General features: G+C 61.0%; 9 protein-coding genes and 3 pseudogenes. 6 read left to right on the top strand and 6 right to left on the bottom strand.

What is annotated here, in order from left to right; translation table 11 throughout:
- Positions 1-119: 119 nt before the first annotated feature.
- Positions 120-2,864: a type VI secretion system ATPase TssH gene (gene tssH / locus M653_RS0112855; protein WP_027143715.1), complete on the top strand. Its 2,745-nt coding sequence runs from the start codon at positions 120-122 to the stop codon at positions 2,862-2,864.
- A 6-nt stretch (positions 2,865-2,870) separates the two neighbouring features.
- Positions 2,871-3,308, top strand: a complete 438-nt coding sequence (locus tag M653_RS1000000135520) for a chromate resistance protein ChrB domain-containing protein (protein ID WP_084636634.1) — start codon at positions 2,871-2,873, stop codon at positions 3,306-3,308.
- A gap of 109 nt (positions 3,309-3,417) precedes the next feature.
- On the opposite strand, the pseudogene M653_RS1000000134385 reads toward M653_RS1000000135520, so the two are convergent.
- The 3 pseudogenes from M653_RS1000000134385 to M653_RS1000000137270 form a co-directional block, all read right to left on the bottom strand.
- Positions 3,418-3,815, bottom strand: a pseudogene (locus M653_RS1000000134385) (type II toxin-antitoxin system VapC family toxin).
- A pseudogene (locus M653_RS1000000137275) lies at positions 3,812-3,994 on the bottom strand (AbrB/MazE/SpoVT family DNA-binding domain-containing protein); the annotation flags it as partial. The pseudogenes M653_RS1000000134385 and M653_RS1000000137275, both read right to left, overlap by 4 nt.
- Positions 3,989-4,117: pseudogene (locus tag M653_RS1000000137270) on the bottom strand (IS256 family transposase); the annotation flags it as partial. The pseudogenes M653_RS1000000137275 and M653_RS1000000137270, both read right to left, overlap by 6 nt.
- 349 nt (positions 4,118-4,466) lie before the next feature.
- Between M653_RS1000000137270 and M653_RS01000000132425 the strand changes: the two are divergent.
- Complete coding sequence (locus M653_RS01000000132425; protein WP_084636632.1) at positions 4,467-6,035, top strand: Fic family protein; 1,569 nt, start codon at positions 4,467-4,469, stop codon at positions 6,033-6,035.
- Positions 6,036-6,151: 116 nt separating this feature from the next.
- Here M653_RS01000000132425 and M653_RS1000000136665 read toward each other — a convergent pair whose 3' ends face one another.
- The 3 genes from M653_RS1000000136665 to M653_RS0112810 all read right to left on the bottom strand — a co-directional run bounded on the left by M653_RS1000000136665 (position 6,152) and on the right by M653_RS0112810 (position 9,105).
- On the bottom strand, positions 6,152-6,439 hold the full coding sequence (locus M653_RS1000000136665) for a hypothetical protein (RefSeq protein WP_156938185.1): 288 nt from the start codon (positions 6,437-6,439) through the stop codon (positions 6,152-6,154).
- Positions 6,440-7,027: 588 nt separating this feature from the next.
- Positions 7,028-7,498 carry a hypothetical protein gene (locus tag M653_RS1000000137630; RefSeq protein ID WP_245262120.1) on the bottom strand — a complete coding sequence of 157 codons (471 nt, stop codon included), beginning with the start codon at positions 7,496-7,498 and terminating at the stop codon, positions 7,028-7,030.
- Positions 7,499-7,989: 491 nt separating this feature from the next.
- Positions 7,990-9,105, bottom strand: coding sequence for a PHB depolymerase family esterase (locus M653_RS0112810; RefSeq protein WP_027143711.1), 1,116 nt, complete (start codon positions 9,103-9,105; stop codon positions 7,990-7,992).
- Positions 9,106-9,706: 601 nt separating this feature from the next.
- Here M653_RS0112810 and M653_RS1000000135515 point away from each other — a divergent pair.
- The 3 genes from M653_RS1000000135515 to M653_RS0112795 all read left to right on the top strand — a co-directional run bounded on the left by M653_RS1000000135515 (position 9,707) and on the right by M653_RS0112795 (position 11,646).
- Entirely contained in the window at positions 9,707-10,000 is a 294-nt protein-coding gene (locus tag M653_RS1000000135515; protein WP_280940103.1) for a helix-turn-helix transcriptional regulator, read from the top strand.
- Positions 10,001-10,394: 394 nt separating this feature from the next.
- Positions 10,395-10,832, top strand: coding sequence for a hypothetical protein (locus tag M653_RS1000000137625; protein WP_245262119.1), 438 nt, complete (start codon positions 10,395-10,397; stop codon positions 10,830-10,832).
- Positions 10,833-11,223: 391 nt separating this feature from the next.
- Positions 11,224-11,646 carry a low affinity iron permease family protein gene (locus M653_RS0112795; RefSeq protein ID WP_027143708.1) on the top strand — a complete coding sequence of 141 codons (423 nt, stop codon included), beginning with the start codon at positions 11,224-11,226 and terminating at the stop codon, positions 11,644-11,646.
- Positions 11,647-12,061 lie beyond the last annotated feature (415 nt).

The following is a 12,061-nucleotide window of genomic DNA, read 5'->3' as shown; positions in this document are numbered from 1 at the left end:
GCTTGTGTAACCACAAGGTGCCGCGCGGACAGGTCAGAAGGACCGTCTCCTCACACGGCTTTGTCAAGCAGCTGCTTCTGTGGCAGGGTAGGGTCAGCAGATTTCGGGGGCAGGTTCAAATGGAACAGCGCCGGTCGTCGCAGAGTTTCAAGCGCAAGGAACTTGTTGCGAAGCTCAATCCCACGGGGGTGCGCGCCTTCAAGGCCGCCGCGGACACGGCCAAGTTGCGCGGCAACCCGTATGTCGAGCTCGTCCATTTCGTCCAGCAATTGGTGCTGTCCGAGCGCTCGGATGTACAGATGATCGTCGCTGATGCCGGGCTGGATGTCAGCCGGCTGACGGCGGATATGACCCGTGCCGTCGACAAGCTGCCCTACGGCGCGACCTCGGTGGAGGAATTCTCCGATCACATCTTCCACGCCATACAGGAAGGCTGGAACCTGGCCACACTGGAATTCGGGGTCGAGGAGGTGCGCAGCGCGCATATTCTTCTCGCCTGCCTGAAGACACCGGTGCTGGAGGGGCTGGTTTCGAAGATCAGCGCCGAATTCGACAAGATCAATGCTGATGGGGTCATTGCGCGGTTCGCCGATGTCATTGAAGGCTCGCTCGAATCCGGCTCACCGCCCGCGACAGCTGCCGCCGAAACACCGATGAAACGCGGCCCGGGCCGTGACTCGGCGCTCGCCAAATACGCCACCGACCTCACTCAGCGCGCCCGTGATGGCAAGATCGATCCGGTCGTCGGCCGCGATGCGGAGATCCGTCAGATCGTCGACATCTTGATGCGGCGCCGGCAGAACAACCCGATCCTGACAGGCGAGGCGGGTGTCGGCAAGACGGCGGTCGTCGAGGGCTTTGCCTTGCGCATTGCCCAGGGCGACGTGCCGCCGCCGCTTCAGAATGTCAGCGTGCGCATGCTCGATGTCGGCCTGATGCAGGCGGGCGCCAGCGTCAAGGGCGAGTTCGAAAAGCGGCTGAAGGCTGTCATCGACGAGGTCCAGGTCTCAGAGACACCGATCATCCTGTTCATCGACGAGGCGCATACACTGATCGGCGCGGGTGGCGCGGCGGGAACCGGCGATGCAGCCAATCTCTTGAAGCCTGCTCTCGCGCGCGGCGAGCTCCGCACCATCGCCGCCACGACGTGGGCCGAATACAAGCAGCACATCGAGAAGGATCCGGCGCTGACCCGTCGGTTCCAGGTGGTCAAGATCGACGAACCTTCCGAATCGGTGGCCGTGCTGATGTTGCGTGGTGTCGCCGGCGTTCTTGAGCAGCACCATCAGGTGCAAATCCTGGACGAGGCGATCGAGGCGTCGGTTTCCCTTTCGCACCGCTACATCCCGGCCAGGCAGCTGCCCGACAAGGCGGTCAGCCTGCTCGACACCGCCTGCGCCCGCGTTGCCATCTCTCAGCACGCGACGCCTGCCGAGGTCGAGGACATCCTGCGCCGTCGCCAGGCGCTCGAAGTCGAGAAAGGCATCATTTGCCGCGAGGCGGCGATCGGCATCGAAGTGACGGACCGACAGGCTCGCGTGGAGGCCGGGTTGGCGGAAACCGAGACCACGCTTGCTGCAGCGCAAGCACGCTGGGATCGCGAAAAGGCGCTTGTGGCCGCGATTCTTGACCTTCGTGCCAAACTCCGTGGCAAGGGCATGTCCTTTGCCACGGAGGAGGGGGAGGAAGCCACGGCCGAAGCTCTCGAGGTCCCAGGTGGCGAGGCGCGCAAGACAAGGGCGCTTGCCGCCCGCGAGCCTGCTCCAGCGCGCGATTCCGCAGCTGATCTGGCTCGATTGCGCGAACTGACGGCCGAACTTGCCGCCGCGCAGGGCGAGACGCCGTTGATCCTGCCCTCGGTCGACCGCAATGCCGTGGCCGCCGTCGTCCAGGACTGGACCGGCATTCCGACCGGACGCATGCTATCCAGCCAGACTGAGAAGGCGCTCAAGCTGGCCGCCACTTTATCCGAGCGCGTCGTGGGTCAGGACCATGCGATGGAAATGATTGCGCGACGCGTGCAGACCAGCCGCGCCGGCCTTGGCGCTCCGGAGAAGCCGGTCGGCGTGTTCCTGCTTTGCGGCCCCTCCGGCGTCGGCAAGACCGAAACAGCCTTGGCGCTGGCCGAGACGCTCTATGGCGGAGAGCAGAACCTGATTTCGATCAACATGTCCGAATTCCAGGAGGCGCACACGGTCTCGACGCTGAAGGGCGCGCCACCCGGTTATGTTGGCTTTGGCAAGGGCGGCATCCTGACCGAAGCCGTGCGGCGCAAGCCCTATTCGGTGATCCTGCTCGATGAGGTCGAGAAGGCGCATCCGGACGTGCACGAGATCTTCTTCCAGGTCTTCGACAAGGGCATGATGGACGATAGCGAGGGCCGCCGGATCGACTTCAAGAACACGCTGATCCTGCTCACCTCGAATGTCGGGTCCGAAGTCATCATGGATCGCACGAGGAACGGCACCTTGCGTGTCGGCCTCGACGATCTGGACACCGGTTTGCGCGGTCCTCTGTTGAAAGTATTTCCTGCCGCTTTTCTCGGGCGCGTGGTGACAATCCCCTACTACCCGCTCTCGGACGAAATGATCGAGGCGATCGCAACACACCAGTTCGCCAAGATCGCGCGGCGTCTCAAAGCAACCAACGAAGCCGAGTTGGTGATCGGCGAGGGTGTCTTGGATATGATCAAGGCGCGCTGCACCGAGATCGAATCCGGCGGGCGCATGATCGACGCCATCCTCACCAACACGCTGCTGCCGGAACTCAGCCGCGGCGTGCTCAATCGCGCGCTCGAGGGCAAGAAGATGACGAAAGTCATCGTCGGTGCCTCGGCGAAAGGATTTACCTACTCTTTCGAATAGTGCCCGATCAGGATTCGCCGTCACGCGTTCGCGCCCACGATCTGGGTCACACGCCGGGACGTGCATGTCGACCGTATTGCTTACAGCTGGCTGACCCGTCGCTTCATCGATGCTGACGCGATCATCCGCTTGTTCGGCCGCGAGGAGGCGACAGGGATTACCAGCCTTATCGCCGGCGTAGCCATGGCATATCAGAGTGACGAGCAGCGAACCGTGCAGGGCGCTCCTGTCGTCGATGGCCTGTGGTCAGAGTGCCGCCGGCGCCGCAATGCGACGCGCGTTTCGCCGCCGTCTTCACTCCTGCCTTTTGGCAAATCCAGGGGTTTGCAGGACGACTGGAGCCCCATAGCGCCTGGACAGCGCCAACATCATGGCCATTATCCCTGGCAGCACGAACAGAATTCCGGCCGCCCTTGGGTCATGTGCATTAGCCAGCCGATATAGATCGCCATTGCTGAGTCTCTGGACGCGCAGCAGCGTGAAGTAGTTGAGCGTAACAGGAACCATGTCTCGCCGATCCAGCGGAGCCACGAGCCGCCAATGAAGGCGGCGTTCACGACAGCAGCTTTGCGGCTTCCCCGTGCTTGGAAAGTAGCTTCACAGCCGTTCTATCGAACGACACAAAGGTCTCGCCGCCCAACCAAGTGCCTTCATAGGCCATGATACCATTCGCGAAATCGCCCCCTGCGTTCAGCAACGCAAGCCCGGCCTCAACACGGGTCGATTCATGACGACGTTTCCGGTATAGAGCAATGCGCGGATTGCGGTCGCGCAGACCGGATGTTCGAAGCCATAGGCCCGGCGCAGCACCCACACCAATTCGCACAGGCACGGCAGGGAAACGGCGATCAGCGACGCCTCTTTCAGCACCTTGTCTGCTGCGGCGGCTTGCTTTAGATCGTAGCGGACGACGCCCCGGACCAGCACGTTGGTGTCGACGGTGACTTTCACTCCTCGCCCGCCCAACCGGCGGCGGCCTCGTTCATGTCCTCGATCGTGGCGACCTTTTTCGTCTTGCTGGCGAGCAGTCCAAGGAAGCTGTCAATCGTGCCGGTCGGCCGCGCCGCCCGCACCCGCAATTCGCCGCCGGGAAGCTTTTCAAAATCGAGCCGTTCTCCCGGCTTCGCACCCGTCGCGGCGCCCACCTCCATCTCCATCAGCCGCTCGGCGGCAAAGCCGATCATCTCGCGCAGGAGATCGGCGTCCGGGGTCTTCTCCACGAGCGCGCGCAGGTTCATCATGTCGTCGGTCATCGGTGGTCCTTCAAGCAGGAGTTGGTGTCGCAACCAGACTCTACCGGAAAGCGCCGATGACCACCGCACTACCAGCTACACCACGTCCAGGGACATCACCGAAGATGATGCCGCCTCTGACGCGTTTGATCTCTGGGCGCGTCGTTATCTGATGCAGTGGACCGATGAATCCCGAATGTGCTGGCCGTTGGCTGGTCATCATGACGATCTTCCTGGCCTCACCAGTTGCTTGGCTGGTTATCGAAATTCAGGCCCGTGCCCTGTTTGTAAACTGTTTTCATTGAATGTGCTCCATTTTCATGCGATAGTAGGGGTAGTGTTCGATTTTCACGGAAAGGTATCGACGTTCATGGGTGATGGTCCTCAGAATCAGTTTTCAGGCCCGGTTACTGTTTTTCATGACCGCAGGCTGCCGGAGGAGGCGCTGCCCGCAGGGTATGCCGCCCTGATCGCTGCCTACCGGCTTGCCGTGCCCGTGCCGCTGAAGCTGGCTGCCATCGGGCAGCGCCATAAGATCTATGAGGCGGAAGGCTGGCGGATATTCACGCCCCGCCACACGCCGCACGCCGACCTGGCTGGCCACCTGACATTCGCCCTGCGCTATGAGGGGCTGGATCTGTGCGTCCTCAAAACCCTGTTCAGGGCGACCGGGCCTGAACCTGTCGCCGATATCGTCCGCGCCGCACCGACGGGCTCGTTCGCGCGCCGCGTCTGGTTTCTCTACGAATGGCTGATGCAGGCCCGCCTCGACCTGCCGGACGCGGCCAGCGGCGCCTATGCGCACATCGTCGACCCCGAACAGCAATGGGCAACAGGCGGCGTCACATCCACGCGCCACCGCGTCAAGAACAACCTTCCGGGCACGCCCGCCTTTTGTCCGATGATCTTCAGGACGCCCACCCTTGAGGCGTTCGTCACCAGGAACCTTGCCCGGGAAGCGCGCGCGCTGGTCGCCGACGTGCCCGCCGATCTGCTGGCACGGACGGCGGCGTTCCTGCTTCTGAAGGATTCACGGTCCAGCTTCGAGATCGAAGGCGAGGACCCGCTGCAGGACCGTATCCAGCGGTGGGGCCAGGTGATCGCGGAAGCCGGAAGGCGGCCGATTGACCGCGCCGAGCTCGACCGCCTGCAAAGGATTGTTATCGGCGATGCGCGTTTCGTTCATCTGGGATTACGCACCGAAGGCGGGTTCGTCGGTCAGCATGATCGCACGACCGGCGTGCCGATCCCCGATCATATCAGCGCGCGGCAGGAAGACCTGAGCGGCCTGGTGGATGGCCTTACCGCCTTCGACAGGACGGTCGCGCCGGCGCTCGACCCTGTGCTGGCGGCGGCCGTGCTCGCTTTCGGCTTTGTCTATATCCATCCCTTTGAGGACGGAAACGGACGACTGCATCGCTTTTTGATCCACCATGTCCTGGCGGAGCGCGGATTCAATCCGCCCGGCGTCGTGTTTCCGGTGTCCGCCGTTATTCTCGACCGCATCGACGAGTATCGGCGCACACTCGAAAGCTATTCGCAGCGGATGCTGCCGCTGGTTCGCTGGAGGCCTACCGATCGCCACAATGTGGACGTTCTGAACGACACTGCGGACTTTTACCGCTACTTCGATGCGACGCCGCATGCAGAGTTTCTGTTCTCCTGCGTCGCGCGGACAATTGACGTCGATCTGCCGGCAGAAACCGCTTTCCTCAAAGCTTACGACACGTTCAAAGCGCGCGTGCTGAATATCGCCGACATGCCGGACCGGCTGCTCGGCCTGCTGTTCCGCTTCCTGCGGCAGAATGGCGGGACCGTGTCGAAGCGCGCGCGCGAACGCGAATTCGCGGGCCTGACCGACAGGGAAGCGGCTGAGATCGAAGCGATCTTCGCGGAGACAAACCCCGTTGCCGCTCCCGTCGCCGCGCAGATTCGTTGACGCCAGCGGCACGAAACCCGGAATCGACCAGGTCACAAACGGGTCATTCTTCTCCTGAAAACTGAAGTGGCGGTGACATTGAGCGCGAAGCGTGTTGTTTTAATCTGCACGCGAGCTCACGGAGCCGAAATCATGCAGCTTCGATTCAGCCCATGCAATGGTCGGTGTTGCTGGAGCTTCAGGATGCGCCGCCGCTTGATGACGAGGATCTTGCCTGCCTGTAGGAAGTCCGAGATGCGCTCGCCCGGCACGGGAAATTGAAGCGGTTCGCGATCCATCTGGCACATCGACACTTCGAGCTCGGCCCGGATAAAATATTGATCGAGCGCCCCGATCCCGATGGGCGGACTAGCATGTGACCGTTGGAAAGCGCGGTGACGAAAAGGGCGCTCAGCCGACAACATGGTTGTTCGAAGAAAGTCCGGAGCTGTTGTTGTCAGGTGCAGTCTATTGTGTGTGCTGTCCGATCCAAAAGCGACGGATGCCTGTGTACGCCATGGCAGGAGCCTATCGCCGGGCGGAGCGCACCAGAAGGATGAGTCAGCGAAGAACAGGCGGATGTCGAAGATAAGGGCCGGCAGAAAGGTTTTCCTGCCGGCGGGCATGATCGCGACAGAGCGCGCGATAGATAGGGTCCTGCTTCACACCAAGAAAGATGATGGTTGCAGTTCGGCGCCGGACGACGGCGACTCCGCTATGCCGGCAACGCCTCAGACATTTCCAGGTAGCGGCAGAAGGCATTGGCGAGCTGCATCTGCCGCGGCGTCTTGCATTCGGCTTCGAATATCCCCGGATGAGACAAGGATCGCGAGGAATTTTGCACGGGAGACCGCGACATTGAAGCGGTTGGCGCTGTAGAGGAATTCCATGCTACGCGGGGCGTCGGCATGGCTCGACATCGCCATCGAATAAATCGCGATGGGGACTTCCTGCCCTGAAACTTATCGACAGTACCGACGCGCACGTCCGGATGGCGCTCGAAAACCTGCGCATTACAGGGTGTGATGACGATGATATCGTCGATTGTAACGGCCCTTTCGATGCCGTCCCGGTCGATCCATCGTGTGTTGCTGTTCATGATGGTCATCACGATCTGCGTCATCAACCGAATAGCTCTTGTTGCCGGCATGCTCGACGAGGACGTAGCGAAGCCGCGAGCCCTTAATCGGCCCGTTGGACAGGACGACCTGCTTCTCACAGCTCGGTACCGGGTGGAGCTTGCTGTCATAGAAGAGTTCGGAATCGAAATCGCAGATATTCGGGTTCATACGCCAGGTTTCAGCGAAGAAAAGGCCGCGATCCGGGTCGATCGTCTGCCTGCCGCCGAGTACATGCTCCAGTGAGGACCCGCCCGTACCATGGGGATGCGTGCCTTGCGTGGGCTGATCGAGCTGCTGCGGATCACCGAGCAGGATCAGCCGCCTGGCCGTATGCGATACGGCCAGCACGTTGGCCAGGCACATCTGGGCGGCCTCGTCGACGACAAGAACGTCGAGAACGTCCAGCGCATCGGCCGCCGACCACAGAAACCCTGTCGCGCCGGCTACGTGGCATTGCCCGGAGGCAAGCTCGCTTGTGCCGGCCGGAGACCGGCGCCTGCGCCAAATCATCGCCTAATGTTCCCGTTGGGCCGCTTGCAGGCAGCTGGCAGGCGGCGGGCTCATGGCGGCTTTAGACTGCGGTGGCGAAGCCTGGGATGATAATCTGGATTTCCACCGGGGAGCCCAGCTTCGGCCCGACCATGATCAATTCAATTGTCCAGAAGCAGCTTCAGGGTGAGATCCTGCGGGAGTGGAGGGTTTAAAGTTCAACAAAAGCGTTTCCGGCACACCTGACCTCCCGACGCCAAGGACGCCTAAAGTCGCGCGTTACTGTAACGGTCCCGTTTTCGAATAGGGAGGCTCGGGGGCTGGCCTAAAACAAAAGCTGTGTCGATTGAAGTCTGGCCGTTACTCTATTTCATTAAGCCGGCAGCGCGAAGAGCGTCTTCGATAATCTGACCAGGGCCGGCGTCCGGGCCGCTCGGCGGCTGGAACGGCGGGTGCGCGACCGCCGAAGGGGAGTGTCGCACCGATCTCGTCGATGGATGGGCGTCTGGCGACTGGCCCTCAGTGCCGGCTAGTCCCCAAAACCGGGAGATAAGCGAAGTGGATGATATGCCGGTGTCGATCATAAAAGGTCCGCCGTCACTCAAGCCGTCTGCCGAGTCCACGGGTGTCCCGTGCGCCATGCCTGGGATGAGGTAGGATTCGACGACTTCCTGATTCGTAGCATCCCTCCAAACGTCGCGGCGATAGCCCTGCCGCTCCGCGGTGTCGGCTTGAGCTTCACTTTGTCCATGGAGTGCAAGCCATTGCCGGACGAGTTGGTTCGAATTGACGGGACTGACTGTCGTGTCGGCGCTTCCATGCCAGACGGAGAGCTTCGGCCATGGTCCGGAGTGACCGGACGCCTGCTTGACTGCCGACGCCAATTGCTTCGCGGTTGGGCCGCCATGACCTCGCATACGGTCGAATGCCTGCGGCAAGGTAGTGGCGCTGCCATAGGGTAGACCAGCTATGATGGCCCCGCCCGCAAAGACATCCGGATAAGTGGCCAGCATCGCGGCGGCCATTGCCCCGCCAGCGGAAAGGCCGGTGACGAAGATCCCAGTCCGGTCCACATCGTTTGCGATCACTACGGCCTCTATCATTTGCCGGATCGAAAGTGCCTCACCCGAGCCTCTTCGGGTGTCGTCTGGGGCGAACCAGTTGAAACAAAGATTGGCATTGTTGCTGCGCTGCTGTTCTGGATAGAGCACGGCAAAGCCCTTGCGATCTGCCATCCTCGACCAGCCCGCGCCGCGGTCATAGGATACAGCCGACTGCGTGCAGCCATGGAGAGCAACGACCAGAGGTGCATCCGCTGCAAGGTCCTTGGGGCGGTATGTCCAGCCCCGCAACCGTCCTGGGTTGGACCCGAACGCCTGAAGTTCGGAAAATCGATCCCTTCCGACGTCACCGGCCACGACCGAGTTGCTTTGTTTTCGCCGAGCAGCCAAGCGTGCGACGGTATCGGCGAGACTTCTCATGTCGGCATCCTTTTGCGTTCAAATCCAAAGCAGATCAAATACTGGAACGCCGCCTTTCCAAGTTGGTTGCTGCGCTGCAGCATAAATACCTGCCTCTGCGAACAGGTTTTCTCCTGCGCATCCATTCTGGCGAACACACCTCGCCTTGGGCCGGAGCGGGCGCGGTAATGACGGCACATTCAGGATATCGTGTGCAACCATCCTCGGCTCGCCACATGCGAAGAGAGCGCGGCAGCGGCCCGGGCGGCTGGTTACCTTGTCCTCAGAGGTCCCGCGAACGGATCGCGGCTACTACTCTGCAAACTAGAAGATGCATCACTATCCGGCGAGGCAGCGCGACTTTCGGATTTCCTCGCGCTTCGACCAGCCGCTGCCGGTCCTGGTGTCGGCCCGGGCGCCATCCCAATCGAGGATCAGCTGGGTGCGGAACCGTCATACTTGATCTCGTGGATCCAGTCGTCGCCCGATCAAGAGCACGGCGGAACAAACGACAATCGGCCCTCGCCGGCATGCTGAGAGCCGCTTCCGTTCCGTTAGCGCGCGCTGAATACTTCGGGAACCTTCCGCACGGTCCGCTGTTCGTCGGCAGGAGGTCCATGAAGTGCGAAACCTGACGGCAGAGCAGTCGCGAATAGCAAGAGCGCTATTGAACTGGTCGCGAGTGCGGCTTGGCGCCAAGTGCAATCTTAGCGAAGCGACGATCAGCGAATTTGAGAACGGGGTAAGGAAACCGCATCCCCGCACTGTCGCCGCCATGCTCCTGGCTTTCGAAGGAGCGGGAATTGTCTTTCCCGCCGAAGGGGACCCATTACTGCCGCGCTCTGAGGGGCAGACTAGTCGCCGGACCGGCAATAGAACGTGGCGCCGCCGGCAGACAAATCGCGCGGCGGAATGAAGAAAACTCCACATATCGATGAAGGAAAAGTGAGGGTGAACCTTGGCATTTCTAAAGGAAGGGACCGCCACGGTAGCGCTCATGCCGTCCGACAAACGTAAGCGAAGGCTCGCTTTTCGCCCTTGGTCTCCGTGACACGCACCGCTTTCCTCCTGGCGCCTGACAGGCTGGCCGATGTGTGCCCCTGCCGCTTTGAAGGGAAGCTGTGCGATGACCATGCTCGAAGACACAGCCGATCCGGCGGCCATGACTCACCCGATACTGCGGCACCTCGCGCCCCTTTGCCACCAACCGGCCAGTCAATTAGCTGTAGCTAAAAGAGTTCCGGAAGTGCAAACTGCATGCGCGACGCAACAAAGCTACCACTTTGCGACCTCATCGGAATGCGGCGACTATGACGAAGTATCAGGTCGAAGAGATCTACGGCAATACAGTCGTGTCATCTGGCACTGTCGTGGAGAGCGATCCTATGAAAGCCGCCGAGGCCGCCGCCGGACAACAAAGAGTGTCGCCAAGAGCACTGCAGGATCATTGGTTCCGGGTGGTCGATGAAGAGAAAGCCACCGTGTATGAGTACAGCTTGGTCGGACCTGACGAACGTCCAGACCTCTTGGAATGGAGTGAGCACTCCGACGTCGGTCCTCCGATTCATGGCAAGGTGCACGGACCTGAGCTCACCAACGAGGGCGACCATTTCTACAACTGTCCCGCATGCGGTCAGCCCGTCGATCAGCGCGATTTGGGCCAAGTCTTCTGGCATGAAGTGCCCGGCCATGAGCCGCTGGAGCCGAAGCCCGAGGCGAAGGTGATCCAGTTTCCTAAACGGAAATGAGACGCCGCCGGCCGGGCCAGCCGCGAGCGCCAATCACCGGACGCCACGCTAGTCTAATGGAACCGTTTCGGGCGGATGCGCATTGATGGTCCAGTTCAACGGAGGGCAGCGCAGTGTCCATCATCGGCAGCATCACCGGCATTTTCTCCTCGAACGAGGAAGCCACGAAAAAGGCGCCTGCTAAGAAGGCAGCGAGTAAGAAAGCAGCGACTGCGAAGGCGAGCGCGGCCAAGAAGACTGGAGCTGCCCCAGCTATGGCAGCCCACTCAAAGGACTCCGCGGCCAGGGGTAGATCTGGTCAGCCCAAATCGGCCACCAAGAAAAAAGCGGCTGCCCATTGAGTTAAAGGAACCCCGCTCGGCGGGGTTTCTTGTGATGGCTTGGGAGCTGAATGGAAAAGACATTCGCAAGGATCGCTAACGCTGTCGCTCGCGGGGCAGGTCGTCCGATCACCTTCATCCTTTGCATGGCTTTGATTGCGGTCTGGGGCTTTTCGGGACCTTTCCTCGGTTTTTCCGAAACCTGGCAGCTCATCATCAACACCTCGACGACGATCATCACCTTCCTGATGGTTTTCCTTATCCAGAATACGCAGAATCGAGATGGGGCAGCGGTACAGGCAAAGCTTGACGAACTGGTGCGCGTGAGTGCGGGCAAGAACAGCTTCATCGGGATAGATCATTTAACGGCGGCCGAGGTCGAAGAGATCCGGTCTACCTGCGAGGCCGCAGTTGCCCGCTCCCAATCCTCGGAACCGGCAGGCAAGAGGGACAAGGAAGAGAAACGTCGCCAACCGCAAGCTCAAAACACCTGAGGGGCACCGAAGAGAAACGGCACTAGTCTAGAGCCGCTCCCCATCCACGGGTTGAATAAATTCCTGCTGGCGAGCCCGATATCTTTTGCAGATCGAGGCGGGCGAACTTGAGCTCGCAGAACATATTCAGGCCGTTCTGCGGTCGACAACGTAGACTGGATGATCACCGGCAGGCGGAGGTCAGCTACTGAATGGCTGGTATGCGCCTCATCTCAGCCGCACAGATCGGCTTTGCCACTCCTTGGCAGCAGATATCGCCACCGAATACCGGACGCCCTGAAGTCCGGCCAAAATTTTGATGCGGACTCAGGCACTCAAACGCCGTTCCCCGAGCACCTAGCCACACAGCTTTGGGTCTGCCCTTCTTGGAACTCACGCCTGGAATTCAGCTGAAATCGCATGCGTGACCAGCTTT

Origin of the sequence: Mesorhizobium sp. WSM3626 (genome assembly GCF_000513935.1) — a bacterium.
Taxonomy (GTDB): Bacteria; Pseudomonadota; Alphaproteobacteria; order Rhizobiales; family Rhizobiaceae; genus Mesorhizobium; species Mesorhizobium salmacidum.
Note: the sequence above shows the minus strand (reverse complement) of the source record. Positions and strands in the feature narration are given on the sequence as shown.